The 26,379-nt window shown below is 60.7% G+C and carries 21 protein-coding genes and 5 pseudogenes; 16 read left to right on the forward strand and 10 right to left on the reverse strand.

Annotated features, from left to right (window positions below):
* Positions 1–14: 14 nt before the first annotated feature.
* From G9X67_RS30065 to G9X67_RS30080, 4 genes and pseudogenes are all read left to right on the forward strand, one after another.
* Positions 15–1,346, forward strand: a complete 1,332-nt coding sequence (locus tag G9X67_RS30065) for an HlyD family type I secretion periplasmic adaptor subunit (protein WP_246413234.1) — start codon at positions 15–17, stop codon at positions 1,344–1,346.
* Between the two features lie 94 nt (positions 1,347–1,440).
* Positions 1,441–2,046 (forward strand): annotated as a pseudogene (locus G9X67_RS30070) (HWE histidine kinase domain-containing protein); the annotation flags it as partial.
* A 187-nt stretch (positions 2,047–2,233) separates the two neighbouring features.
* Positions 2,234–4,372 (forward strand): ParB/RepB/Spo0J family partition protein, encoded by a 2,139-nt coding sequence (locus G9X67_RS30075; RefSeq protein WP_171600338.1) that lies wholly within the window; start codon positions 2,234–2,236, stop codon positions 4,370–4,372.
* Between the two features lie 114 nt (positions 4,373–4,486).
* On the forward strand, positions 4,487–5,677 hold the full coding sequence (locus G9X67_RS30080; RefSeq protein WP_138388578.1) for a DUF932 domain-containing protein: 1,191 nt from the start codon (positions 4,487–4,489) through the stop codon (positions 5,675–5,677).
* Between the two features lie 358 nt (positions 5,678–6,035).
* Here the strand turns inward: G9X67_RS30080 and G9X67_RS30085 are convergent, their stop codons facing one another.
* Positions 6,036–7,226, reverse strand: a complete 1,191-nt coding sequence (locus G9X67_RS30085; RefSeq protein WP_171600339.1) for a DUF1173 family protein — start codon at positions 7,224–7,226, stop codon at positions 6,036–6,038.
* 399 nt (positions 7,227–7,625) lie between these two features.
* Here G9X67_RS30085 and G9X67_RS30090 point away from each other — a divergent pair, with 399 nt between their 5' ends.
* The 4 genes from G9X67_RS30090 (at position 7,626) to G9X67_RS30105 (ending at position 10,703) form a co-directional block, all read left to right on the forward strand.
* The gene (locus G9X67_RS30090; RefSeq protein WP_171600340.1) at positions 7,626–8,663 is read left to right on the forward strand and encodes a toprim domain-containing protein; all 1,038 of its coding nucleotides are present in this window, start codon (positions 7,626–7,628) and stop codon (positions 8,661–8,663) included.
* Between the two features lie 323 nt (positions 8,664–8,986).
* Positions 8,987–9,928, forward strand: coding sequence for a DUF2493 domain-containing protein (locus G9X67_RS30095; protein ID WP_171600341.1), 942 nt, complete (start codon positions 8,987–8,989; stop codon positions 9,926–9,928).
* A 95-nt stretch (positions 9,929–10,023) separates the two neighbouring features.
* On the forward strand, positions 10,024–10,290 hold the full coding sequence (locus G9X67_RS30100) for an antitoxin of toxin-antitoxin stability system (RefSeq protein ID WP_138388582.1): 267 nt from the start codon (positions 10,024–10,026) through the stop codon (positions 10,288–10,290).
* Complete coding sequence (locus G9X67_RS30105) at positions 10,287–10,703, forward strand: type II toxin-antitoxin system VapC family toxin (protein ID WP_138388583.1); 417 nt, start codon at positions 10,287–10,289, stop codon at positions 10,701–10,703. The genes G9X67_RS30100 and G9X67_RS30105 overlap by 4 nt, the downstream gene beginning before the upstream one ends.
* 157 nt (positions 10,704–10,860) lie before the next feature.
* Here the strand turns inward: G9X67_RS30105 and G9X67_RS30110 are convergent, their stop codons facing one another.
* Positions 10,861–11,142 carry a WGR domain-containing protein gene (locus G9X67_RS30110; RefSeq protein WP_138388584.1) on the reverse strand — a complete coding sequence of 94 codons (282 nt, stop codon included), beginning with the start codon at positions 11,140–11,142 and terminating at the stop codon, positions 10,861–10,863.
* Positions 11,143–11,763: 621 nt separating this feature from the next.
* Here G9X67_RS30110 and G9X67_RS30115 point away from each other — a divergent pair.
* From G9X67_RS30115 to G9X67_RS30135, 5 genes and pseudogenes are all read left to right on the forward strand, one after another.
* Positions 11,764–12,087 (forward strand): DUF736 family protein, encoded by a 324-nt coding sequence (locus tag G9X67_RS30115; protein WP_138388585.1) that lies wholly within the window; start codon positions 11,764–11,766, stop codon positions 12,085–12,087.
* A 316-nt stretch (positions 12,088–12,403) separates the two neighbouring features.
* On the forward strand, positions 12,404–12,562 hold the full coding sequence (locus G9X67_RS30120; RefSeq protein WP_171600342.1) for a hypothetical protein: 159 nt from the start codon (positions 12,404–12,406) through the stop codon (positions 12,560–12,562).
* Between the two features lie 312 nt (positions 12,563–12,874).
* Positions 12,875–13,345: a hypothetical protein gene (locus tag G9X67_RS30125; RefSeq protein WP_138388586.1), complete on the forward strand. Its 471-nt coding sequence runs from the start codon at positions 12,875–12,877 to the stop codon at positions 13,343–13,345.
* Positions 13,346–13,557: 212 nt separating this feature from the next.
* Positions 13,558–13,827 carry a type II toxin-antitoxin system prevent-host-death family antitoxin gene (locus tag G9X67_RS30130; RefSeq protein ID WP_138388587.1) on the forward strand — a complete coding sequence of 90 codons (270 nt, stop codon included), beginning with the start codon at positions 13,558–13,560 and terminating at the stop codon, positions 13,825–13,827.
* Positions 13,824–14,256 (forward strand): annotated as a pseudogene (locus G9X67_RS30135) (hypothetical protein). The gene G9X67_RS30130 and the pseudogene G9X67_RS30135 overlap by 4 nt, the downstream one beginning before the upstream one ends.
* Here the strand turns inward: G9X67_RS30135 and G9X67_RS30140 are convergent.
* The 4 genes and pseudogenes from G9X67_RS30140 to G9X67_RS30155 form a co-directional block, all read right to left on the reverse strand.
* Positions 14,253–14,557, reverse strand: a pseudogene (locus G9X67_RS30140) (alkylphosphonate utilization protein). The pseudogenes G9X67_RS30135 and G9X67_RS30140 sit on opposite strands and share 4 nt — an antisense overlap.
* 112 nt (positions 14,558–14,669) lie before the next feature.
* Positions 14,670–16,582, reverse strand: a pseudogene (gene traG, locus G9X67_RS30145) (Ti-type conjugative transfer system protein TraG).
* Positions 16,573–16,812 carry a conjugal transfer protein TraD gene (locus tag G9X67_RS30150; protein ID WP_138388589.1) on the reverse strand — a complete coding sequence of 80 codons (240 nt, stop codon included), beginning with the start codon at positions 16,810–16,812 and terminating at the stop codon, positions 16,573–16,575. Before G9X67_RS30150 ends, traG begins: the two are co-directional and overlap by 10 nt.
* Positions 16,802–17,089, reverse strand: coding sequence for a TraC family protein (locus G9X67_RS30155; RefSeq protein ID WP_138388590.1), 288 nt, complete (start codon positions 17,087–17,089; stop codon positions 16,802–16,804). Before G9X67_RS30155 ends, G9X67_RS30150 begins: the two co-directional genes overlap by 11 nt.
* A gap of 221 nt (positions 17,090–17,310) precedes the next feature.
* On the opposite strand from G9X67_RS30155, the gene traA reads away from it, so the two are divergent.
* Entirely contained in the window at positions 17,311–21,927 is a 4,617-nt protein-coding gene (gene traA, locus G9X67_RS30160; RefSeq protein ID WP_171600343.1) for a Ti-type conjugative transfer relaxase TraA, read from the forward strand.
* A gap of 93 nt (positions 21,928–22,020) precedes the next feature.
* Here traA and G9X67_RS30165 read toward each other — a convergent pair whose 3' ends face one another.
* From G9X67_RS30165 to G9X67_RS30170, 3 genes and pseudogenes are all read right to left on the reverse strand, one after another.
* Complete coding sequence (locus G9X67_RS30165) at positions 22,021–22,230, reverse strand: hypothetical protein (RefSeq protein WP_246413230.1); 210 nt, start codon at positions 22,228–22,230, stop codon at positions 22,021–22,023.
* Positions 22,231–22,277: 47 nt separating this feature from the next.
* Positions 22,278–22,506, reverse strand: a pseudogene (locus G9X67_RS35190) (type II toxin-antitoxin system ParD family antitoxin).
* A 119-nt stretch (positions 22,507–22,625) separates the two neighbouring features.
* A complete protein-coding gene (locus G9X67_RS30170; protein ID WP_246413228.1) occupies positions 22,626–22,880 on the reverse strand; it encodes a hypothetical protein in 255 nt (84 codons plus the stop codon).
* A 312-nt stretch (positions 22,881–23,192) separates the two neighbouring features.
* Here G9X67_RS30170 and G9X67_RS30175 point away from each other — a divergent pair, with 312 nt between their 5' ends.
* Both G9X67_RS30175 and G9X67_RS30180 read left to right on the forward strand, forming a co-directional pair.
* Positions 23,193–23,885 (forward strand): response regulator transcription factor, encoded by a 693-nt coding sequence (locus tag G9X67_RS30175; protein WP_138388593.1) that lies wholly within the window; start codon positions 23,193–23,195, stop codon positions 23,883–23,885.
* A 114-nt stretch (positions 23,886–23,999) separates the two neighbouring features.
* On the forward strand, positions 24,000–25,241 hold the full coding sequence (locus tag G9X67_RS30180; RefSeq protein WP_138388594.1) for an aminotransferase class I/II-fold pyridoxal phosphate-dependent enzyme: 1,242 nt from the start codon (positions 24,000–24,002) through the stop codon (positions 25,239–25,241).
* A gap of 49 nt (positions 25,242–25,290) precedes the next feature.
* Here the strand turns inward: G9X67_RS30180 and G9X67_RS30185 are convergent, their stop codons facing one another.
* On the reverse strand, positions 25,291–26,349 hold the full coding sequence (locus G9X67_RS30185) for an extracellular solute-binding protein (RefSeq protein WP_171600344.1): 1,059 nt from the start codon (positions 26,347–26,349) through the stop codon (positions 25,291–25,293).
* Positions 26,350–26,379 lie beyond the last annotated feature (30 nt).

Raw genomic sequence — 26,379 nt, forward strand, 5'->3', positions numbered from 1 at the left:
TCGGGAGAAAAGAAGTGTTCCATACCCAGACGAAAGCACCGCCTCCGCTCGCACCTGATACGAACAATACGTTTCCGGTGGCATCGCGCGTTCTCGCCGGAGTAACTCTAGGACTGCTGCTCTTTGCTGGCGCAGGCGGATGGGCGGCGACGACCCAACTGCAGGGCGCCATCATCGCACCAGGCATCATCAAGGTTGATCGCAATCTGAAATCAATTCAGCATCGCGACGGCGGCATTGTCAGTGAAATCGCGATCAAGGAAGGTGATTTCGTGTCGAAGGGGCAGATCATGCTACGCCTCGACGACGCCCAGACTCGTGCCGAACTTTCCATTGTCAGGGCGCAACTCGTCGAGCTGACGGCGCGGCAGGCGCGGTTGATCGCCGAACGCGACAACCAGGGCGAAATCGCCTTCGCGCCAGAGTTCGCCGCAACCCTTTCCGAATTTCCTCTTGTCTCCTCCGGCGAGCGCCGTCTGTTCGATGGAAACCGGCGCAATCGACAAAATCAAAAGCAGCAGCTGCAATACGGAATATCGCAGCTCGAAGAAGAGCTGAAGGGCCTCATTGCCCAGCATGAGGCAAAAACCGACGAACTCGAACTCGTGCGGATCGAACACGTTAAGATCAAGGGTCTGGCCGACAAGAAGCTCATCGACACGTCACGCAAATATTTTATCGATCGCGAACTGACGAAGCTGACGGGCGAGAACGGCGAAGTTCAGGCCAATATTGCGCGCTCGAGAGCACGAATGAGCGAAATCCAGGTTCAGATCATCGCCATCGATGAGGCGGCACGTACGGAGGCGCAACGCGAACTGAGCATCATAGAACCGAAAATCTCCGAGTTGACGGAACGGCGTATCGCGGTCGAAGATCGCCTGTCGCGCACCGATATCAGGGCTCCATTGTCGGGAACGGTGAACGAGCTCTTTGTTCACACGATCGGCGGCGTCATCACACCGGCCGAAAAGCTGGTGACGCTGGTGCCGAATGACGCCGCACTTAAGATTCAGGCCAGACTGTCACCAACCGACATCGATCAAGTATTTGTCGGGCAGGATGCAAGAATGCGGTTCTCTGCCTTCAACCAACGTGCAACGCCGGAGCTTCACGGCAGCATCGCCTACGTCTCAGCGGCCACCAGCACCGATCCTGCGACAGGGCAAATATTCTACCTGGCCGATGTCGCGGTGCCCCCCGCCGAGCTTGCAAGACTTGGCCCCAATAGGCTTCTGCCCGGAATGCCGGTGGAAGTCTTTGTCTCCACCGAAGAGCGAACCGCGATGTCATTTTTTGCCAAACCGCTCACCGATCAGTTCAATCGCGCATTCCGAGAAGAATAACTGCACGCGCTCCGCAGCGATGTTGCCGGTGAGCGGTCGCCTGCCTCACCTCGCTTGCTGGGCAACAGTTGAGGGTAAAAAGCCGCGTTTCGATCGGCGGATCGAGGCACTGGAGGCCTCCGAGCATCGCCTACTCATGGAAGTCGACCACCGATCCAAGAATGTTCTGGCGATCGTCGACAGCATCGTCCGCTTGAGCAACGCCGATGATCCCACCCTTTATGCCGCCGCTATTCAACACCGCGTGCAGGCGCTCGCCCGTGCCCATACCTTGCTTGCTGCACGAGGATGGACAAGCATTTCTCTTGAGGAACTCGTTCGCCAACAGGTGACGCCGTTCGCCGCCACCCGCGCTTTTTTTAGCGGGCCGGATATCAAAATGCCTGCACCGGTCGTCCAGCCCCTTGCGCTCGTGCTCCATGAGCTCGCCGTCAACGCAGCCCAACACGGGGCGCTTGCCGCTGCGCAAGGCAGGCTTTCAATCAGTTGGGAGCCTAGACCGTCGGGAGCCGGCTTTAATATCCGGTGGCAGGAGGTGGGCGTCGACATTCCGCCTAGCTCAGCCAAACGAGGTTTTGGCACGGTGATCGTCGGCGCAATGGTCGAAAAACAGCTGAAAGGGCGTCTCGAAAAAACCTGGTTGGACGAAGGGCTTCTTATCGACATTGAGATCCCATCTGCCAGCTCGACCTCCGTATGACGGCGCCTTGGCACAAGAAAAGTGATGTCAAGAACCCGCCATCGAAATCGAACGCTTAGCGTCCGCGAACGATGGTAGGCGCAAGCATTGCGGGGCGGCGGGGAGAGAGTGAGAGGCGGGAAGGGATTCCGTGACGGGTTAGGAGGTTCGGAGAGAGGCTCCGGCCGGCCCGCCAAGGAGTAATGAAATGGCTAAAGCCGTTCAGAAGATCACCCTGAATCGATCGGAAGACATTTCTTTCGACAAGTTGGAACTCTCGCAGTGCAACGTCCGCAACGTCAAAGCGGGTGTTTCCATCGAGACTCTGTCCGAAGATATCGCCCACCGCAAGCTCTTGCAGAGCCTCAGCGTCCGCCCGATCCTCGACGGCGAGGGTAGGGAAACCGGCAGGTTCGACGTTCCAGCCGGCGGCCGTCGATATCTCGCCCTCGAATTGCTTGTCGCTCAGAAGCGCATGGCGAAGACGGAACTTGTTCCCTGCATCGTCAAGCGCGACGACGAGACTTCCGCCGAAGACGACTCGCTGGCCGAAAACGTCCATCGTGTTGATCTTCATCCCCTCGACCAGTATCGCGCCTTCCAGACACTCCGCGAACAGGGTCTCGGCGAGGAAGAGATCGCCGCTCGCTTTTTCGTCTCGGTCGCGACCGTCCGGCAGCGCCTGCGGCTTGCCTCCGTGTCGCCGCGACTGCTCGACCTCTATGCGGGAGACGAGATGAGGCTCGAGCAGATCATGGCTTTCTCGATCGCCAATGATCATGTCCGGCAGGAGCAGGTCTGGGATGCGATCTCGCGCCAGCAAGTCCGCGACGCCTATTATATCCGCAGGCTGCTCACCGAGACGACGATCCGGGCGATTGATCGCCGGGCCGTCTATGTCGGCGTCGATGTCTATGAAGCGGCCGGCGGCATCGTGATGCGTGACCTCTTCGAACAGGACAACGGCGGCTGGCTGCAGGACCCGGCGCTGCTCGAACAGCTCGTTGTCGAGAAGCAGAAGGCGGACGCCGAAGCGCTGAAGACGGAGGAGGGTTGGAAGTGGGTCGAGGCTGCTTTCGACTTCTCCTTTGGCCACACATCGGATCTTCGCCGCTTCCATGGCAAACAGCGGGAGCTCAGCGAGGAGGAACTTACCCGCGAGGATGCGCTTAAAGCCGAGTACGACAAGCTCGATGCCGAATATGCCAAAGCCGAAGAACCTTCCGAAGATATCGAGCGCCGGCTCGAGGAACTTGGAAGCGAGCTCGATCAGCTCCATGACCGGCCCTACATCTTCGACCGGCAAGAAGTCGCCCGTGGTGGCGCCTTCATCTCACTTGCCGCCAATGGCGAGCTGAAGATCGAGCGTGGCTTCGTCCGACCGCAGGATGAACCGCAGATCGAAGCAGACGGCGACGACGCGGAAGTGGCAGATGGCGATATTGCCGGCGAAAGCACTGGATCATCGTCGGCGGGCGGCATCTCGGTGAGCGGTAAGCCAGTCTCGGTTGACCAGGTGGAGCAAGAGGACGACACGCTGCGGCCGCTCTCCGATCGCCTGGTGCTCGACCTGACGGCAACTCGGACGGTGGCGCTGCGCAGTGCGCTCGCCAGCGATCCAGTCATCGCTTTCGTGGCGGTTCTGCATGCCTTCGTCCTGAAGACCTTCTATCTATACGGCTCGGATACATGCCTGCAACTGACGCTGCAGAGCGCCAAGTTCAGTCAGACCGAGGGCCTCGGCGATACGGCCTGGGCCAAGGAGATCGATCAACGGCACGAGGCATGGGGTCAGGATCTGCCGAAAAACCCTGATGATCTCTGGGGCCATCTGGTCGTGCTCGACGAGATCAGCCGCCAGGTGCTCCTCGCCCATTGCGCCTCCCTCTCTGTCAATGCGGTCATCGAGCCGTGGAACAAACGCACGTGTGCGATCGTCCATGCAGAACAGGTCGCTCGCTCGATCGGCTTCGACATGGTCAAGGCCGGTTGGGTGCCGACGGTCGACAACTATCTCGGCCGGGTCACCAAGGCGAACATCCTACAGGCGGTTCGCGAGGCCAAGGGTGAACAGTCGGTTCAACTCATCGACCATCTGAAGAAGCAAGATATGGCGCGCGAAGCCGAGCGCCTGCTCAAAGGCAGCGGTTGGCTTCCTGAGCCCCTGCGGACCTCTGTCGATGTGGTTCCTGCCGATGACCTCTCGGTAGCGGTCGACCAAGCAAGCGACGACGGCAACTCGGAGGCCGAGAACAGCAATCTTCCGGCCCTTCTGACAGAGGAAGCTGATCTCGGCGATCAGAATCAGGAAGCGGAGGAAGACGTCAGCTATCTGGACGCCGAATAGCCTCACGCCTGAACATCGCAGCCCGGCGGCATCGCCAGGCTCTTTATCCATCCTACTCCCATTCAACATCGCCCGGCCATCGCGCCGGGCTCTTTCGTTTCAGGAGACGACATCATGAACACGACCCTTCCCACTCCTAACCCGGTCTCGTCTGGCTTTAAGGTCGATATCTCGCGCGGCCAGCGCATCGGCCGCGTCTCGTCCGAATGGTTCTCGCGGCCGGACGACGAACGATACCTGTCGCTCTCGGAGCTCCACCATGCCGTCAAAGCGCGGGCCGAGCATGCTCGTGCGCGAACCGTGGAAAGCTCCGCCATTCGGGTCGAAGCCACCCGTAGCGACGTCGAGCGCCTCGAGCTCATTGTCCCCGGTGACCGGCAGCCGATCGCGCCGACGCACTGGAGTTATGGTCAGCTCTGCAGCCTGGTGGGAGCCCCAGCGACATACATGCGCCAGCTACCCGCGCCGCTTGCCGCCATCAATCTGCAGCACGGCTTGCTCAATCACCGGGCGGAGCTGGTGAAAACCTTGGAGATGAACGACGGCCGCGTCGAGCTTCGGGCGGTGACCGGTCCCGAATACGGCCGCATCTGGGACCACGAACTCGTGTCGGCAGTAATGAAGATTGCCGGCAACGGGACCGGCGATACGATCTGGAAAGTGCCCGGTCTTCTCGACTGGACAAGCATGACGCACAATCCCTTCGTCGACATCACCAAGGACACGACGACCCTCTACGCCAGCGATCGTGATGTCTTCGTATTTCTCGTCGATGATACGCATCCGATCGAGGCGGGTCGGCTGGCGAATGGCGAACCAGATTTGTTCTTCCGGGGGTTCTATGCGTGGAATTCCGAGGTTGGATCGAAGACGCTCGGAATTGCCTCCTTTTACCTCCGTGCGGTCTGCGCCAATCGAAACATCTGGGGGTCGGAAAATTTCGAGGAGATCAGCATCCGCCATTCGAAGTTCGCGGCCGAGCGTTTCGCGCATGAGGCAGCGCCGGCGCTGACGAGCTTTGCCAATTCCTCGCCGGCAGCATTCGTTGCTGGTATCCGGGCGGCCCGCGAACGCATCGTCGCGCGCAACGACGAGGATCGCCAGACCTTCCTGCGCCGACGCGGCTTCTCGAAATCGGAAACCGGCAAGGTCATCGACATGGTCCTGTCCGAAGAGGGCCACCCGCCGGAAAGCGTGTTCGACTTCGTCCAGGGCATCACCGCGTTGGCGCGCGACAAGACGCATCAAGACACCCGCCTCGAACTCGAAGGCAAGGCGAAGAAGCTTCTTGAAAGCGCGAGCTGAGCTCGACTTAATCCGGTAGTAGTGCTGTCGAGCGACAAAGCAGGCGGCCGCGAAAGAACCTCGCTCGTACTTCGCTGTTGACACAGAAAAATAGGGCCACTGGAAGACCAGGGCCATTTAAGGTGTGAAGGTCAATAACCTCCAGAGGGGAACAGCTGACGCGATGGCACTGGGAGGAAAACCATCAGCTGCATCAGCTGGAGGCAATATGCACATATTTTGATCGGTTGGTGAAACATTTATTGTGCAGTGCAACTATGCAGAAAAGGTCGAGCCACACAATACAGACACGGGCGGAGCCCATGTAGATCTTTCCTCGTAAGCTTCGCCAACATAGGCCAACCGATGCAGAGCTGGATCACGGCAGGCGCGGCATTTCTCCCTCGGCGACGCGCCAAATCCATGGCGTCATCTCCGCTCTCACGGTAATCATCTCGTTTAGTGCGACTTCGTAGTCTTCATCGGCACTTATCGGGACGATGAACATCGCGACGGGCTCGGGGCGTTGTTCCGGCAGGGTGATCGAGACAACCGGTTGCTCCCGGGAGAGATTGAAGCGCAGGCCTTTCACGCTCTTTCGCTTCAGCCTTGAAAGCCGTTCGAGGAGATGTTGCTCATGGATGCTCTCGAACGGGATCCAGTTCTCGTTGACCACCATCATGGCGATCTCTTCAACGGAAGCGATTCCCGCGCCCGATATCCCGAAGGTCGCAATCATGATCAGATGGAAGTCTTCGCTCGACCGCCAGAGTTCGAGCTCCGTCTCGTATCTGGAACTCAACCGCTTCCATGTCCCGTCCTCGATCATAAAGGGGAAGGGAAGGTGCCGTACGGCAATTTTCTGGCCGCCGCGGGCCGCAGCGAACTCCTTGACCTCCGCCACGGTCACCATCAGCTTTCGCTGTCCGGGACCGGAGGCATGGGCAGGAGCCAAGGCTGCCGCCCGGCGGGCGGCTATTCCCTCCCGATCCTCCTGATGAAACACTTCCGGCACGAACAGAATGTCGCTCAACGGTCCGCCGCGTGCGGTCATCTGCGAGGCCGCGTTCATGAGGCTTGACTGGACGCGGCCCCAGCCACGTTTGCCCGTCCACGATGAGCGCCATTCCGTCAGTTCTCCTGCTTCCCAGAGATAGTGCAGGACGGCGCGCAACGAGAGCTTCTTTGATTCGTTGCGCAGAGCCGGCTCAGATAGCTCTGCGGAGGACGCGTGCGCGCCGCGAGCGCCTTTCTTCGTCAGGGGAAAATCGAGCTTCAGGGCGGCCTTTCCACTCGCGTCGATCTGGATCGCGTTGCCGATCAAAGACCCCAGTCCTGATAATTCGTAAGGCGGTTCGTAAGACGGACATGTGGGGGCATGGTCCCGCCCCGAAAGCGGCATGCGCTTGATGACGTAAAGATCGTCGACGCGGGCGATGTACATAGGAAGCGGCGGCTCTTTGCACTGGCAAAGTGGCCGTAGCTTCTGCGCGTAAGCACGTTCGAGCCGAGCTGGAAGCTCGGGAGCGTCTTCATCGAACGCCTGCTCGCCAATCAAAAACTGCCGCACATCGCTCCCATTATCATCTTTTGCCGAACCGGGTGCGAAGATGTAGCACGGATTTGCTGTATTATACTATCTCAAAATAACCAGTATATCGATGATGAGACTGCGCGCCTGGAGGTGCCGTTGCGGCCGCTATGAATGAGGGCGAGAGGGCCGGGAAGGTTTGCCTGGTGGGGCTCTGGGGAGCATCCGGGCAGGCGGATCCATTCCTCGTTCTCGAGAGGCTTCCCATGAACGTAACCTCTTCTCCGGCCGCCGACATCGGCCCTTTCTCCGAGATGATCTCCTGGAAGGTGCGGTTCTTCATTCCAACCTTCGACAAAAGGCCCGCGATTCTTGTCCGACTGATGCAGCGCCACCGTCCCATTGATGTCACCAGCCGATCGTGAAGGAGGTGTGGTCATGTTGTCCGCTTCCGACCTGGCGAACCGTCTCGCGCGCGATGCCGAGGCGGTCTGTCGCCACTATCTTTCCGCCGGCCGCCGGGCCGGTAATTATTGGATCGTTGGCGATGTCGCCAACACCAAAGGCAGGTCGCTCTATGTGCACCTCTCCGGTTCGCGTGCCGGGCATTGGACGGATGCGGCGACCGGCCAGTATGGCGACCTTCTCGATCTCGTGCGGGAAACCTGCGGGCTGGTCGACTTCCGCGATGTCGCCGACGAGGCTCGCCATTTCCTCAGCCTTCCCCGACCCGAACCGGCTTCGTCCCGTAGGGGCGAGGCCTCCGACCAGCCGCCGGTCGATAGACCGGCGGCGGAGCGCGCAACGCGGCTCTTTCGAATGACCCAGCCGTTGGCGGGAACGCTTGGCGACAGCTATCTGGGCCAGCGCGCCATTCTGCGGGCGTCCCTCCATCCCGCCCTGGGCTTCCACCCGTCCTGCTACTATCGGGATTTCGTGACCGGTCGGACGACCAGTTACCCGGCGCTCGTCGCCGCTGTGACCGATCGCTTCGGGCAGATCACTGGCGTGCATCGCACATGGCTCGATCCGAATGGCGCCGGCAAGGCGAAGGTCGAGGATCCCCGTCGTGCGCTCGGCGGTCTTCTCGGCAATGCCGTGCGCTTCGGCTTTCCGCTCCATGAGCTCGTGCCTGTCATGGTAGCGGGCGAAGGCCTGGAATCGATCCTGTCGCTATCCGATGTGATGCCCGCGATGCCGATGGTCGCCGCGCTCACCGCCAACCACCTCGCGGCCTTCTTGCCGCCGGCGGGGTGCCTGCGCCTCTACATCGCCGGCGATGCCGATGCCGCCGGCCGGTACGGGATCGAGCGGTTGAGCCGCAGTGCACAGGCGCTCGGCATCCTGCCGCTGGTGCTCGCCCCCGAACTCGGCGACTTCAACGAGGATTTGCGTTGGCTCGGCCCGGACCGGCTGACGGCGAACCTGCGGGCGCAACTCGTTCCGGAAGATGCGATGAACTTTCTGCCGGCATGAGGCCCGCCGAAAAGACAGGCGGCGGTGGTGATCGTCGCAGTTGGGAAGGCCGTTCTATGGGCACTTCCTCCATGTAGACGCGCTCCCGCGGGCCTGCCGAGAGGCGACCCTTACCACACGGCGGCCTGGCCTTCAGCGGGTCAGTCAGGTTTCTTCCCCGCGCCGGCGGAGCCGGCGCTCCTCGCGGGTCAAGAAACCTTCCTTCCGCCGCCCGGCGCTACGCTGGGCCGCGGCACATTGCGCCGCGGTTCCGGCCTGTCTCCGCGTGAACATGGTTCGCCGTCAGGCCGCGAGAGGCGCGGCCGCAACCGACGGAGACCATCATGAACTTGACCCTTCCCACCGACGACGCCTTCGAGCCTCACCACGCCTCTTCCCCGACTGACCGCTTCATCTACGAAATGCAGATCTACGGCCATCGCCCTTTCCAGGACGAGCCCGATCCGCGGCCGCTCCCGGAAGAGCCGGTCGTTCAGTCTGCACTGACCGCGATCTTCGACGCCCTGTTCGAGATGCTCGGCGATACGCGGCTGGAGCCCGATCTTGAAGACCTGCTCTGGTCGACGGTCAACCTCTTCCACCGGACCGGCGAGCGCATCCAGCGCGAGCTTCAGCGAAACGAGGACGCGCAACGCACCGGACAGCGGGAGCAGGACGGCTCGGAGGTCAAGAGCGTCGAGCTCGAGCGGCTGATCGCCGAAGGCATCACGTTTCTCGAGCGCCGCAACGCCTTCGAGTTCATGCGCGACTACGCAGCCGACCTCTTCGAGGCTGAGACCGGTTCGGCCTGGCGGCCGCGCACCGGCTCCAAGGTCAGCCATGCCAACATGACTGCGGCGATGATCGACTCCAGGGACTTCCTTTCCGCACGCCGCCGCGCCGAGACCGAAGTGCTGATCCCGGCAGGCACCAAGATCGCTTTCTCCGGCGGTATGGATTACAACGATCACGAACGCATCTGGGCGAAGCTTGACCAAGCACAACTCAAGCACCCTGATATGATCCTGCTCCACGGTGGCGCGCCGAAAGGCGCCGAGCGCATCGCAGCCTGCTGGGCCGAGGCCCGCAAGGTGACACAGATCACCTTCAAGCCGAACTGGACGAAGCATGCCAAGGCCGCTCCCTTCCGTCGCAACGACGAGATGCTCTCGGTCATGCCGACCGGCGTCATCGTCTTTCCTGGCTCAGGCATCACAGGCAATCTCGCCGACAAGGCACGTCGGCTTGGTATCCCGGTCTGGCAGGCCGCGGAGGATGGCGCGTGAGCGCCATTCCTCATATTCTTCTATCGCGGAGAAAATAGAGAGCTTGCGTTTCGACGATTTTGTGTACACAATTCCGCCGAACATGGAGCCTTTCAATGTCTGAACCTCGACCGAACGTATCTTCTCCCCGCCGTGTGGGCGTGCGGGAGTTTCGCGGTAATCTGACATTCTTCCTGAAGCAGGTTCAGGATGGGCAGAGGTTCGTTCTGATGTCTCATCATAAGGTCGTTGCCGAAATCGGCCCTCCGTCAGTCGACGTGGCCGTGCGCAAGCCCGGCGCTTTGCGCGGCAAGATCAGAGTTTCTGATGATTTCGACAGCCTACCCGCAGATGTCCTGAAGGCGATGGAAGACGGGACGTGAGGCTTCTGCTCGATACGCATGCGTTACTTTGGTGGCTGAATGACGACGACAGGCTGGGCAGTCATATGCGAAGCCTCATTAGCGATCCCGAAAACGATGTGCTCGTAAGCGTCGTTTCTCTTTGGGAAATCACCGTGAAGCTTCGGATCGGCAAGCTTGTGGCAGACATAGACGAAATCCTCGCGGTCTTGCCGGATCAGGGATTTGATAGGCTCGATATTGCCGACTCACATCTGATCGCACTTGGAAAGCTTCCGCTCCATCATCGAGATCCCTTCGACCATCTCCTCATGGCACAGGCGGTCGCGGAGGGAGCGCATTTCGTTTCGGAAGACCAGAATGTGCCGCTTTACGGCATTGAATTCTTGACCTGTTCGGATCCTTCAACTTCGCCGGACCCACCTGGGCAATAGCCTCAAGCGTGAGCACGGGGTGGGCGCATCCGGCGTATTCGCGGGACCGGGCTCTATTTCGCCGGCGAGCCGGCTCCACGAAGCCTGTGGTGCAGTCTTCGCGCCAAAGGCGTGACGATCCCTTGCGAGGCGGCTGCCACGCTGCTTTGGCGGGCGATCAGGCCATCATCGGCCGCATCGCAGCCTGGGTCGGTCTGTAGCCCTTCCGATGCCTCCGGCGTGCAAGATCGAGAAAATGTGCCACGGCTTCCAGTTCGGTCCCGAACACGTCGATCCTCTCGCCGCCACGCCTGCCGATCCGTCCCCAGCTACGCACGACCGCGGTTTCGCCAAACAAGGTGGGCTGGATCGCAAGCATGTAATAGCGCGCCATGTTGCGGCTGGCATCAATGCGCTGGCAATGGAGGTGGAACGACATTCCGCTCATGTCGGGAATCATTCCTGCGGGGACCGACCCTGTCCAACGAGAGTTTTGAATCCTTTGCAGCCGATGGATTCCGTTTTGTGATGTGTTGGCGCGTCATCAGCGAAGAGCGCCCGACGAAGCCGGCCTCGGTCGGTCGAGGCTGCCCGGGCGCCGACAGTTGAGTGCCCGGCGGAATACGGCGGATACGTCAACCGGGCGCCGAGGCGAGTCTGCGGAGGATCACGCATTGGATCTCGGGCTGAACAACTCCACTCGGCATTGCCACACCTGCCGCGCCGATGCGGTCGCCGCGTCGGTCCCGCCGGGCGCCGACGTATGATGTCAACTGGCACGAGTTTCTTGCTTGCGGTGATTAGGAGCAGCAAGGGCTTTGCGCAGAATGGCGGCAGGGTGTTCCAAGAGCCCATGGCCACTCTCATGTAGCGCTGGACCGGGCGGCCATGATGGTTCGTCCCGCCCTTCGGTTGCACGAGACCATTCCCGTTCTCCATGTCGCCTTTTTAAGGGACCGGCCGCTATCAGCGTCAACCCGCAAGGGGTTCCCCTGCGCTGGCGCTCCGGTGACGCCTGCGGCTCGGCCCCTTCTTCGGGCGCCATCGGGAATGGTCCCGAGCAACCGAAGGACACAATACCATGGCCACCACGATCGCAACCCTGACGCAGAAGACCGACGGCAGCCTCGAAGGCATCTTCGCCACCATCCTGGTCAACGCCCCGATCGCCATCGTCCCGAACGCCCACAAGGCGAGTGAAGAAGCTCCCGATTACCGCATCATCCACCGCAAGACCGGCTTCGAGATCGGCGCGGGCTGGAACCGCATCGCCCGCCAGACCGGCGAGGAATACCTCTCAGTGAAGCTGGAGGCTCCGGAGATCGGCGTGATCTTCGGCAATCTCGCACAAGCCCCCGGCGGCGAGCCGAACCGAAAGGTTATCCTCTGGAATAGCCCGAACTGAATGACGGGCAGCCGGCCTCGAGCGATCGGGGCCGGCTTTCGCGGTGACACATCTGAGGCGGCCGGCTTTCCCTGCCGCCTGTTTTCTGGTGGCAAACGAAACGTGGATTGTCTGCTCAAATCACCAAGTCTGTCATGAGGACCGTGCCGCCTCAAGGTCGCGCGGCCCCTCCAATTTTGCCTCCGCTGCGTTGCACTCCGCTCCGACAAAATCGGCACCTCCGCGCGCCGGCTCCGCCGGTCGCTGACGCGAACCTTGACCCGGCCCGATCCTCACGACCGCCGGCGTCATCTTTCACGTCAACAAGGAGATGACGATGACGAACGAAAACGCCTTCAACATCGAACGCACCATCCAGGAACTGCGCCTTGAAGCCAGAGAGGCGCCGACCGTCGAGGAGCGTCGCCGCATCGAGGCGGAGCTGGAAGCTGCGCGCGCCGAACTTGCAAAACAGGCCGGGGAGGAGTTGCCGTGAGGCGGCTCCTTCCTCACTGTGCACCGAGGCAGCCAGGCCGGATCGACCGGCCTGGCTGCCTGTCAGGGTTTCCCTCGACACTCCCGCCGGCTCCGCCGGAAACGGTCGCGACCCCTTTGGGGTCGCGAGTCTCTTCCCTCTCTGACGTCCAATTTTACTCCAGCAAATCCGGCGTCAAGGGCGGCGCGGTCTCCCCCAATTTTGCCGCAAGCGACAAAATCGGTTCCCCCGCTTGTAAGCCGCGTTCCGCGGTCCTTGACCCCTCTTTGCCACGGAGTGGCCGATCTCCGTCATCAAGAAGGAGATCACACTATGACAACCGATCAGAACCTCATGCTCTACACCAAGCTTGCCGGCTTTCGGCTCGTTGTCCTCGCGCACCGCTTCGGCTGCGACAGCGACTTCTCGCGAGAGCTTCACGATCGCCTGCTCGAAGGGCTCGACGCGGCAATCGCTCGGATCCAGGGGATGATGGCATTGGAACGAAGCGTTCTCGCCGGAGAGGATGAAATCGCCGAATATCAGCTGCAGGGCGAGACAGAGATTTTCGGGCGCTTCACCATCAATCTGCTGGATGATTTGGAGATCGACGACGACACGCATGAATACCGCATCAACGGCGGCAACTGGATCAACGCTTTGACGGCCGATGACGGTGGGGTCGAGATCGAGTTTCCGACATTGGTTGGGTTGAACGGCGAGGAATTCGGTTCACTGGCGTCGATAATTATGGATATCACGCAGGAGATGGACATCCCCGTTCGTGCGGTGCGCGCGATTTGATCCTCGCGGTAAAGACGCTTCTGATGCTGAGAGGCGGCGGACCGACGGCCGCCTCTAACTGGCGATGGCCACAATCGGCAGAGGCTGAGCGGCAACGGCGGGACCCCAAAGCTACCCTGCCGGGCAAGTTCGTACCGTCTCGAACTTGCAAACTGACAGCATTGTTGGAAATGCTGTATATTGCAACAAATACAGCAACAAGGAAAAACCATTTGTCTAAGTCAAGCGGTTCCTATTCAACCAGCGATCTCTCCCGCAAGTCTGGCGACATCATCGCCGAAGCCCTGCGCCATCCAGTGACCATCACCCAGCGGAATAAACCCCGACTGGTCCTCCTCAATATCGAAGACTACCAACGGCTGATGAAGCAGTCGGATCGGCGGACTGCCGGGACCATCGAGACGATGCCCGATGAACTGGTTGCCGAGTTCGAAAACGCCGTCGAGGCCTACGCCGGCGACGACGAAGCAGGCCGCACATGAACTACGAGCTGATCCAGACCGCAAGCGTTATACGCTATCCCTATCTATGGGCGAGAGAGGCTGTGCGTGGAGAGACGGAAGGACGCAAAGAGCGGCCCGTCGCCGTCGGCGTGAGAATACCGCGGCCCGATGGTGATTTGGTTCTCTTCTTTCCCGTCACCACCAAGCAGCCGGAGGCGTCGCGGTTTGCCGTGGAAGTGCCGGTGATCGAAAAGCGCCGTGCCGCCTCGATGCCGATCGCAGGCTTTGGATCATCTTCGATGAGTTCAATACCGACATCGTAGGAAATTCATTCTATCTTGAGCCTGAGCCGCCAACCGGTCGCTTCAGCAAAGCCTTTTCCTGCCGCTGCTGCGCGAATTCATCAGTCGCCGCAAGTCGGCCACGGAGGTCATCGATTCCGCTGAGCAGGCTGAGAGCTCGAATTAGCGTTTGCGTACAAACCCGGTGCGCACAACGAGGCCCTTGATTCCATGATGGCGACAATCGATCTCCTGGGGATTATCGGTGAGGCGGATCGACTTCATGACGGGGGGCCCGTTTCAGCGCTTGGCCGGCTCTCTTGACCTTCAAATCGTTGATGACGGGACCTCGTCACCATCGGCAAGAACATTGCCGCTGGCGTCTCGAACGACCGTCTCACCGCCAGTGGCGGATGCTGCCACCGCCAAGCCGGTCGCCATTTGCCTGTCACTTTGTCGTAGATGTATTCGTCGTGTTCAGCGGCCATGCCCGTCTCGGTTTCTCAGAAATCCTTCGGCGCCTGCTGTGCGAAGCGCGTGCAAAGGCGCTTGTAGAAGACGGCCCAAGGCAACTCCGGCGCTGCGGAATGGGTGGGATCGTCAACTCCGCACAAAGCGATTGGCCTTTGCCTGCGCATCCATCTCCTTGCGGCGGAAATAGATCGCCCGGCCGCAGCGGATCGGACTGTGGCCCTGGACGATGATGATCTGCTCGTCCTTGCGCATCGACTGGGTGATTTCGTGTGGCATGATCAGCGGCCGGCGCTGGAAATTGACGCTCTCGGATTTGCGCGTGCCGCCGCTTTTCGTGTCCCAGCCGACGTTACGCGAATGCCCCTGAACCTCGACGGTCATTTCCCCACATTGGGCGGAAACATTGCGCGCCGTATCGAGCGCCTTGATCGCCGCATAGGAGGCGAAAGCGCAGCCATCAATCCATGACGTCGCGCCATCCTTCCCGAAGTGCCGTTCCAGCTGTCCGACCGATTGGTAGAGCAACATCATGCTGATGCCGTACTTGCGGCCGCGATCGCGAGCTTCTTCCAGCACGCGCATATAGCCGAGCAGATCGACCTCATCGAGGATGAAGAGCGCCCGGCGGCTGAAGCCGCCATCGGCCTGGACCATCGCGTTGATCAGAGAACCGATGATAACACGCCCGATGCCGGGATAAGAGCGCAGGATTGACGCCGGGATATTAAGGAACACGTCCTTCCCACCCTGGGCGATATCGCTCGACTTGAAGGCATTGCCGCAGACCAGGGCGGCATAACTATCGAGCGACAGCCACTGCGTATCCTTCGACGCGGTCGAATAGACACCGCTGAACGTCTGCTCGGTCATGTTGGTGAAGACGCCGAGCGTTTCGCGAATGAAGGTCGAAGCGGAGTGTTCCTGAACGTCGCGTAGCATGGCGAGTACCGACGGCTCGGGCTCTGACACGATCTGCCTCAGACTGCGCAGATTGCGTCGACCTGCATATTCCGGCGACAGCATGACGTGGGCAAGCAGGCCGGTCAGAAAATTGTGCGCCTGGTTTTGAAAGTAGGAGCCTGTTGCGGATTCGAAACGCAGGCTTTCCGACAACAGCATGTGCGCGATGCCGACGATATCTTCCTCCTTTTGCTTCGACGCCTCGATGCCGTCCAGCACGTTGAAGCCCATGATCGGGTTCGTCGGACAAGCACCATTACCTCCCGCCCGAGAACGCGGGTGCGATGTTCGACTACCATCGGCGCGACCTCGGTGGAAGGATCGAGGCAGATCAGGGGGCCGGCGTAGCGCAGCGCGGTCGGCAGGACATTGCTAGTCGTCTTATACCCACCCGATCCGGCAAAGAAGAGCATGTGGGTGGAATCGAAGTCTTGGCTGTAGGTGAGCAGCGGCGCCTTGCCGCCCTGTCCCCATGTACCGCAATCCTTCGGATCGAAGGGCAATCGGTGGACGATTTCCCTGTCGACGCGGTAGCGCTCGCCGACGACGATCTCGCCTTCAGGAGGAAAGAGCTTTGCCGCCGCCGACATCGAAAGCCAATCGGCATCGCCGAAGGTTCCGCCTTTTGCCCGTTTGACCGCCTCGGGCAAGACGACGGAGATCCGGGCGGCGACCGCCACAGCCATGAAACCCGCCAGGGCGCCGATGACGGCAACGAAATCCAGATAGGAGAGCACCTCGTCCCATGTGACGACGCCGCGTTCCACCGATGGGACGAGGCGGCCATATTCGCGCAAGGCGCAAAATCCGGCGATGAAGAGAAAGCACAGGAGGCTGGACACGGCGATCGGCCGCCGGCGATGCAGCGGCAACGCCCAAACGGTCAGAAGTCCTGCGAGCGGCCCGAACAGGAGCGCCGGCACGGGTGCCGTTCGCAGGAACCAATATTCGGTCCTGCCGGATAGGCCGTGGGCCAGTGCCGTCCATCGCCAGCCGGTGATATAGACGGTGATCGCTGTCACGGCGATCGGCACGAGGACCAGCAGCAGGCTCGGATGCAATCGACCCTTCAGCGCCATCCGGCGTCCTCCCCGATGCGCGGCGAAGAAGGTGTGCGCGTAGCGACCTTGAATACCTCTTCGCCAATATCGCGCAATCGCCGATATTCGGCGGACCCAGGGATCACCCTCGCCAGCTCGATGAGGCCGCCGAGCAGAAACGCCCGGTCGGTCGTCGACAGGCCGGCTTTGACGACGATGCCGCCGAGCAGGAATTTCTCGCGTGCTTCTTGCTTCCGCTCAGCCGTCATGTGAAACCTCCGACGCCGGTCCAGCGCCACCAGGTGCTGGTCGACGCGTTTGAGGAAGCGGGCCACCAGCCCCTTTCTTCTCCTCCTTGCGAAATCGCGCGGCGATTTCTTCGAAGATCCGGTCGACCTCCTCGTCAGCGATCTCCATTTCCGCCAGGCCAGACTTTGTCGCCGCGCGAGCAAATCGCTCGGCCGATTTAACTATCAGAATTCGTCGACGTTCTCGCAGCTTTTCCATCTGCGCATCGAGATCTGAAATCGATGACTTTATGGTCATTGGTAAAAATCCCCTTCCCGAAGATAGCCTCTATAGGTCGATTATACTAACTAGAATACAATAGTTAAATAGGCTATTTTGTACCAGCCTCAAAACATCGCAGACGGAATTTCGGCCCATGGCAGTTTTCCGGAAAAGCGGTATCGGACCTCCGGTCCGATTGGTTTGAGGGCGCAATATACGTCGCTGTCGCGACGTGCCCGGATGATGTGGAGACGTCAGTGGCGATCATGTTCGTCAGAGCGCAGGTGATCAGCAGAGGGGCGGGGCGCAGCATCGTCTCGGCCGCGGCCTATCGCCATCGCGCCCGGATGATGGACGAGCAGGCCGGCACGTCGTTCAGCTATCGGGGCGGGGCGTCCGAATTGGTGCATGACGAGCTCGCGCTCCCGGACCAGACGCCGGATTGGCTGCGCGCGGCGATCGACGGTCGCAGCGTTGCAGCGGCGAGCGAGGCGCTGTGGAACGCGGTCGATGCTTTCGAGAAACGGGCGGACGCGCAGCTGGCGCGAGAACTGATCATTGCGCTGCCGGAAGAACTGACGCGAGCCGAGAATATTGGCCTGGTGCGCGAATTCGTCCGGGACAATCTCACCTCGAAGGGCATGGTCGCGGATTGGGCCTATCACGACAAAGACGGCAATCCGCATATCCATCTGATGATGACGCTCCGCCCGTTGACCGAGGAAGGCTTCGGCCCAAAGAAGGTGGCGGTAGTGGGCGAGGACGGCGAACCGCTGCGCGTCGTCACACCGGACCGGTCAAAGGGCAAGATCGTCTATAAGCTCTGGGCCGGCGACAAGGAAACCATGAAAGCGTGGAAGATCGCCTGGGCGGAGACGGCCAACCGGCATCTGGCGCTTGCCGGCCATGAGATCCGCCTCGATGGCCGCTCCTATGCAGAGCAGGGGCTGGACGGGATCGCGCAAAAACATCTTGGGCCGGAAAAGGCAGCATTGGCCAGGAAGGGCAGGGAGCTCTACTTCGCGCCGGCGGATCTCGCCCGGCGGCAGGAAATGGCAGACCGGCTGCTCGCCGAGCCGGAGCTCCTGCTGAAGCAATTGAGCAATGAACGTTCGACCTTCAATGAGTGCGATATCGCTAAGGCGTTGCATCGCTACGTCGACGACCCCTTAGACTTTGCCAATATCCGCGCGCGGCTGATGGCGTCGGACGATCTCATCATGCTGAAGCCGCAACAGGTCGATGCCGAAACGGGCAAGGCAGGGGAACCCGCCGTCTTCACCACACGCGACATTCTCCGCATCGAATATGACATGGCGCGGTCGGCGCAGGTTTTATCGGAACGTCGCGGTTTTGCAGTTTCGGCCGAGAGCCTCGCCGCTGCGATCGAAAATGTCGAAACAGCTGATCCGGAAAAATCCTTTCGGCTCGATCCGGAGCAGGTGGACGCGGTCCGTCATGTCACCGGTGACAATGGCATTGCAGCCGTGGTCGGCCTTGCTGGCGCCGGCAAGTCGACACTGCTTGCCGCGGCACGTGTCGCTTGGGAGAGCGGTGGCCGCCGGGTGATGGGCGCGGCGCTCGCGGGGAAGGCGGCGGAAGGACTGGAAGACAGCTCCGGCATCAGGTCGCGAACACTCGCCTCCTGGGAACTCATCTGGGCCAATGGACAGGAGACGCTTCACCGCGGCGATGTGGTGGTTGTCGACGAGGCCGGCATGGTGTCGTCGCAGCAGATGGCCCGCGTGCTGAAGCTCGTGGAACAGGCAGGGGCGAAAGTCGTGCTGGTCGGCGATGCGATGCAACTGCAGCCGATCCAGGCGGGGGCGGCGTTCCGGGCAATCACTGAGCGGATCGGTTTTGCCGAACTTGCCGGTGTGCGCCGCCAGCGGGAGCCGTGGGCGCGAGAGGCGTCGCGGCTCTTTGCTCGTGGCGAGATCGAGAAGGGTCTCGACGCCTATGCGCAGCGGGGCCATCTCATCGAGGCTGGCACACGAGCGGAAACGATCGACCGGATCGTCGCCGATTGGAGCGAAGCGCGCAAACCGGCAATCGAGACGTCGGTCCTCAAAGGCAATGACGGCCGGCTTCGCTGCGACGAGCTTCTTGTACTCGCTCACACCAATCAAGACGTGAAGCGTCTGAACGAAGCGCTGCGATCGGTGATATCGGAAGAGGGCGCGCTGGGTGAGAACCGTTCATTCCAGACCGAACGTGGTGGGCGGGAATTTGCCGCCGGCGACCGCATCATCTTCCTGGAGAATGCCCGCTTCATCGAGCCCCGTGCTCCCCGTCTCGGCCCGCAATATGTGAAGAACGGCATGCTCGGCACGGTCGTTTCCACCGGCGACAAACGCGGCGACACACTGCTTTCGGTCCGTCTCGACAATGGCCGTGACGTCGTCATCAGTGAGGACAGCTATCGCAATGTCGATCATGGCTACGCCGCGACCATCCACAAATCACAAGGTACCACCGTCGAGCGAACCTTCGTACTCGCCACCGGCATGATGGACCAGCACCTGACCTATGTGTCGATGACCCGACATCGCGACCGCGCTGACCTCTATGCCGCGAAGGAAGACTTTGAAGCGAGGCCGGAATGGGGACGAAAGCCGCGTGTCGATCATGCTAGCGGCGTCACCGGTGAGCTCGTGGAAACCGGACAAGCCAAATTCCGGCCGAATGATGAGGATGCCGACGACAGTCCTTATGCCGACGTGAAGACCGAGGACGGAAGCGTCCATCGTCTCTGGGGTGTGAGCTTGCCGAAGGCGCTCGAAGACGGTGGTGTCTCCGAAGGCGACACCGTCACCCTGCGCAAGGATGGCGTGGAGCGGGTCAAGGTTCAGGTTCCGATCGTTGATGAGAAAACCGGGCAGAAGCGGTTCGAGGAAAGAGAAGTCGACCGCAATGTCTGGACCGCGAAACGCATCGAAACCGCCGAAGCCCGCCTGGAGCGCATCGAGCAGGAAAGCCATCGGCCAGAACTGTTCAAGCAACTCGTCCTGCGCCTGTCGCGCTCCGGCGCCAAGACGACAACACTCGATTTCGAGAGCGAGGCCGGCTACCGGGCTCATGCGCAAGATTTCGCGCGGCGCCGCGGGCTCGACACTCTTTCTCAAGCTGCGGCCGGCATGGAAGAGGAGGTTTCCCGGCGGTGGGCGTGGATCGCGGAAAAGAGGGAGCAGGTGGCTGAGCTCTGGGAGCGGGCCAGCGTGGCGCTCGGCGTCGCGATCGAGCGGGAGCGGCGTGTCTCGTACAATGAGGAGCGAATTGAAACGCAAACTGTCTCGGATGCAGATGCTGACCACACCAGGTATCTGCTCGCGACCACCACGGTCTTCACCAAGACCGTGGAGGAAGACGCGCGCCTGGCACAGCTTGCGTCGCCGGCGTGGAAGGAACGGGAAGCCATCCTGCGGCCGCTGCTTGAGAAGATCTATCGTGACTCGGATGCAGCACTTGTCGCCCTGAACGCCCTGGCATCGAATGCAAGCATCGAACCTCGCAGGCTTGCCGACGATCTTGCCGCAGCACCGGATCGGCTCGGTCGCCTGCGTGGTTCCGATCTGATCGTCGACGGTCGTGTGGCACGCGACGAGCGAAATGCCGCGATCACCGCCTTGACGGACCTGTTGCCGCTCGCCCGCGCCCATGCGACGGAGTTCCGCCGGAATGCCGAACGCTTCGATCTCAGTGAGCAACAGCGTCGCGCCCATATGTCATTGTCGATCCCGGGCCTCTCGAAGACGGCGATGGTGCGTCTCATGGAGATCGAGGCGGTGCGCAGGCAGGGTGGTGACGACGCCTACAAGACGGCCTTTGCGCTTGCCGCCGAAGACCGCGCCGTCGTGCAGGAGATCAAGGCCGTCAGCGAGGCGCTCACCGCCCGCTTCGGCTGGAGCGCCTCTACCTCGAAGGCCGATGCGGTTGCCGAACGCAACGTGGTCGAGCGTATGCCGGAAGACCTCGCGAACACTAGACGCGAGAAGCTGGCCCGGCTCTTCGAGGCCGTGAAGCGTTTCGCCGACGAGCAGCATCTCGCCGAGCGGCGGGATCGTTCGAAGATTGTTGCCGGCGCCAGTGCTGATCCCGAGACAGAGAGTGTTCCCATGCTTGCCGCAGTCACCGAGTTCAGGACTCCGATCGACGAGGAGGCGAGATCTCGTGCTCGCGCCGGCCCCCTCTATCGCCAGCAGCGAACAGTGCTGGCTGACGTGGCATCAACGATCTGGCGTGATCCAGCTGGCGCTGTCGGCAAGATCGAAGATCTGCTCGCGAACGGCTTTGCCGCCGACCGCATCGCCGCTGCAGTGACCAATGACCCCGCCGCATACGGCGCGTTGCGCGGATCCGATCGCCTCGTGGACCGGATGCTGGCTTCCGGCCGGGAGCGGAAAGAGGCGGTGCAGGCTGTGCCTGAAGCCGCCGCCCGCCTGCGCGCGCTCGGTTCGGCCTACGTCAATGTGCTCGATGCCGAACGTCAGGCCGTCGCCGAAGAGCGGCGGCGCATGGCGGTTGCCATTCCCGGCCTATCGAAGGCGGCGGAAGAAGCGCTCATGCGGCTAACTGCTGAAGCGAAGAACAGCGGCCGCAAGCGGAATGCACCGGCCGTTTCTCTTGATCCCAACATTCGCGGCGAGTTCGCTGCCGTCAGCCGGGCGCTCGACGAGCGCTTTGGTCGCAACGCCATCCTGCGAGGCGAAAAGGATCTCGCCAACCGCGTGCCACCGGCACAGCGCCGCGCCTTCGAGGCGGTGCAGGAACGGTTGAAGGTCCTGCAGCGGGCGGTTCGCATGGAAAGCAGCGAACAGATTATCTCGGAACGGCGCCAACGCACCGTCAATCGCGGCCGCGGCATCGATCTTTGAAGTCCCTCGAAAAAGCGAAGGATTCGGCTCGGTCGGAGGAACCGAATGGGGGTTGGAGTCGAGGAGATCTACGCTGCGCGTGAAATAAGTGCGCTATCGTGGGCTTCTGCCCTGTAACAACGGCTCACTCAACATGTTGACGTAAGGGAAAGCCTTCACCGTCATGCTGCGCAGATCGGGCAAACCGAGTTCATATGCGTAGCGCAATGAACCCGATGCAGGATGCCTTGCGATCAAACCAAAAGTCAACTGCAGCGCATCGACGAAGCTAATCGCGACTTGAGCGCCGGCCTCGCGAGTCATTCTCGACATCCCCGCGGGCTGACTCGCGGGGAACGATAGACTTGCGGTCACCTAGAGCTTTGCCGCGAGGCACGGGTTCGCAGGTTATCAAAATAGGCGGCATCAACCGCTCGGTCGTCTCGGATGAAGCACCCTCAAGCAGGAGATCACGCAAGTGCTGCCGAGACGGATCAACTCGCGGACGTATTTGCTGCTGGTACCATAACCTCGCCCGGCGACCTGCTGGTCGACGAACTGCTTAAGGTTATCCGGCAGCGAAATATTCATAGTGCTCATCGGGCTAAAATAGCCAGCATGGCAAAATTTGGCAGGGCGGGAAATCCGGGTGGAGGTTACCGCTCGAGGTAGGCGCTACTCTCGCGAAGCTAAACGCGCAGGTTCAGATACCTCCTGCGTCATTCCGAGCCTGCCTTTGTGAAATTCACAATCTCTTCCGTCCCCAGATGTTTGAAAACGCGTACCCAAAAGGTGAAATCACCTGAGCGGCCGTCATAGCGCGCGCATAGTGCGCACCAGGCAGCCGCTGTTTTCGCACCTTGTCCGTAAAGCGATCGGGCAGCAGTACTTATGTCCCCAACATCTTCATCACTCCAAAAATCCGGTGTCGCCGCAGCGCTGCCGGTTGAGAACCTTTTGAACATTTCGCGCATTAAAAGCCCCGTTACCGTCCGGAAACAGGCCATCAAATTATGCCGGACGTCGATCCCACCGAGTGGGCCACGATCACGTGCCGTCCCTGGCAAATATGCGCTTCGGCGCGAGATTCTTCGCGCCCTCAACATTATGTTGTAACAAACAAGAAAGGCAAGCTATAAAAATACCCGTAGTGATAGCGCTTTTGCGATTCTGTTGCGCATTTACAAGCCACGGCGTGAGGTTCCAATCAGCATGAGCCACTTCTCTGAAAGTTTTGTCGTATCAAAAGCGGTCGCGGTAAGGCCAGTAACTGGCGGGGCGAGACGATGAGCGAACTTCTGGCGATCGTATCTCAAGACGCTGACTATTATTTGATGCTGTCATACATCTTGAAGGGAGCCGGATACAGGACGATGCTCGTCGATATTCCGAGCGAGGCGGTAGCTACTGCCGTGGAGCGTGATGCTGCAGCTATCATCGTCGACTGCCAGCCGGGTTCACAAATTCTGGCTGATATCGCGTCGGGTCTGAAGGAAAGGGGACTTGCCAGCGACGTCACGCTCATAGCGCTAGTTGCCGAAAAGGCCGCCTATCTCGACATCCTGAAAGCCAACGTAGATGAGAGCTTTACAAGGCCAATGCCACCGGAACGACTCTTGTCTTACCTTCATGGTGCAATTGGCAGTTCCTCCGACGGCACGCATAGCCGCCTTGGTCCTATCTTTGACGATATGAAGCTGGACCTCAGCGGGCGGCGTGTTCTGGTAAGAGGGATGCCGGTCAATCTCAGCCCGATCGAGTTTCGTCTGCTGAGCGCTCTTATGGGTGACGCGGGCCGCGTTCTCAGCCGCGCAGAGCTGATTGCCGTCGCTTGGCCCCAAACAGCCTTTGTCGAGCCGCGGACAGTTGATGTTCATATTGGCCGCCTCCGGCGTGCGTTGAGGCGGGCGCTTGGCCGCGATGTAATTCGCACCGTGCCAAAGGAGGGGTATGCAATCGACATTGCCCAAAGTATGTGACTTCGCCGCGTTCACATGTTCACCGAAATTTCCCAAAAATTTGCTGCCGCCTTCGTTGCATAAACAGCAATCTCGCGCATAGCGTGAAGTCTGTCGAACATTTGGGAGGGCAATATGCAAGAGGCAGCTTCGGGCGCCGGATCAGCGAAAAAGTCCCACAGAAATACCGCGGGCCTGATCAGCCACGCAAGTCCCCACTTTGCAGCCGCCCATCTTGACGGCCTGATGGCACTCTATGTCCATCCGTCCGATGGGCGAGCGGTGGAGCTGCCAGTTGCAGAGGGCAGATCGGAGCGCGTCATCGACTTCGTTCGCTGCTCGTATCTCGGGCTCGACAATCATCCCTCAATCATCGAAGGCGCAATCGAGACCGTCCGACGCTACGGGACTCTGCATTGGTCGTGCGCCCGCACGCGGCTCAATTTCGCAGTCCTCGGAGACCTCGAAGATGCTCTTTCTGATCTCTTCGGCGCGAGGGTGATTACCTACACAACTGTGCTTGCCGCCAACTTGAGCGCGCTTCCGCTGATTGCGTCCGGAGTCCTGACCGGCGGCACAAAACCGGTCATGGTATTCGACCGGCTTGCACATGCGACGCTTGCCTTCAACAAGCCCGTCGTTGCCGAAGAATGCGAGGTCCGCACGATCGGCCACAACGATCTTCAGACGCTCGAAGATATTTGCCGCCAGAATGATACGGTCGCCTATGTTTGCGACGGTGTGTATTCCATGGGCGGCTGTGCCCCAATCAAGGAGTTGCGCGAGCTTCAGGAGCGATATGGCCTCTTCCTTTACATCGATGATGCTCACGGCATATCGATCTTCGGTGAAAGAGGCGAGGGGTTTGCCCGTTCACAAATGCCCGAGGGGCTCGGCGAGCGGACGATCATCGCAGCCTCGCTCGGGAAGGGTTTCGGAGCCTCAGGCGGCATGCTGATGCTCGCAACGGCGTTCCAGGAGGAAATCTTCCGGCGCTTTGCTCTCGCGCATGCCTTCTCGGCCTCCATCAATGTTGCGGCGATCGGTGCAGCTCTCGCCTCGCAATCAATCCATCGCACACCGGAACTGGGCGTGCGGCAAAGGGCACTCGCAGAACACATCTCTCTTTTCGACGAACTGGTGCCGACCGCACAGGCAGGGTCCCGACTCCCGATCAGGACCGTCGTCGTCGGTGACGAGCTTGCGGCAATCGGCGCTGCCAGACTGGTGCTTGATTCCGGGTACTATACGTCGGCCATTTTCTTCCCGACAGTCGCCAAGGGAAGGGCAGGGCTGCGAATATGCCCAACTGCCGGCCATACGGCTTCCGAAGTGCGCGACGTCGCAGCTGCCGTCAATCGTGCTCTCAAGGGATAAAGATCCGCCTCCGCCCCTTCGGGCGGCACCGCCGCCCGAAGGGGGATCATCATCGGATCCAGGGATTCCAACGCTCGAGCATCATCGCGGCATTGTCGTTGATCCATTTAGCATCCGGGATGACGATGTAATCCCGGATGTCCTCGTCGCTCGGCAGGGCCGCGCGTGCAGCCGGCGACATCAAATCGATCGCCTTGCGGCTTGGCGGCGTGCAAAGGAGTTCGTCGCACACGCCGGCCTGCGCCTCCGGATGATCAAGCCAGTAACCGATCAACTTCAACGCATTTCCGCGGTTCGGCGCATCCTTGATGATCGTCAAGCGATCGCCGACGAGGAACGAGGCCTGCTTGGACCAGGCGATCTGGCGTCCTTCCGCCTTCAGGGCATTTGCGCGCGTCAGCCAGATCTGCCCGATACTGTAGTCGCCGTTGCGAAAGCCCTGAACGCTCTGATCACCGGTCTTCCACCAGAGCGATATCGCCGGGCGAATCTCGTCGAGCTTGTTGAGGGCGCGATCGACGTCGAGTGGAAAGAGCTTGTCGCGCGCAACGCCGTCGGCGAGGAGCGCTGCAGCCATGACCCGCCACGGATCGTCGAAATTCGGAAACGAGCGGCCACCGGGAAATTTTGTCTCGTCCCACATATCGGCCCAACTCAACGGATTTCCGCTCTTGAAGCCGGTCGGGTCGTAGGCCATGAGCGTTGCGGTCGAAAAAAGTCTTGCCCCGGCGCCGACGCAAGCATCCTTGACTAGGTCTGAGCGGCCCTGGAAAGACTTGCAGAACTCGGTGAGGTCTTCAGATGTCAGCCCATGCGCTTCAGCGCTCGCTTGGATCTCGCCGTCCGGGTAAAGGTCCCAGGTGACGTTGCCGGTCTTGACCATGGCCGCAGCTTTCGCCCGCATCTCGGCATTCGTTGCGGCGACCGAAACAACCTTGATGCCGGTCGTTTCGGTGAATGGCTCGAACCAGAATTTTCGAAGGGCCGCATCGTAGGCTCCACCAGTGGTCGCAATGATGACCTGCTCCTCGGCTTGCCCCGCCCTCGCGCCAGCAAGCATGAGGCAAGTCGCAAGCAGCAAAGGCTTGATCTTGGTTCGTTTTTTCATCGCGTATTCCTCCGTCGGATTGATATGGCC

Source organism: Rhizobium sp. WYCCWR 11152, from assembly GCF_013087615.1.
Taxonomy (GTDB): Bacteria; Pseudomonadota; Alphaproteobacteria; order Rhizobiales; family Rhizobiaceae; genus Rhizobium; species Rhizobium indicum.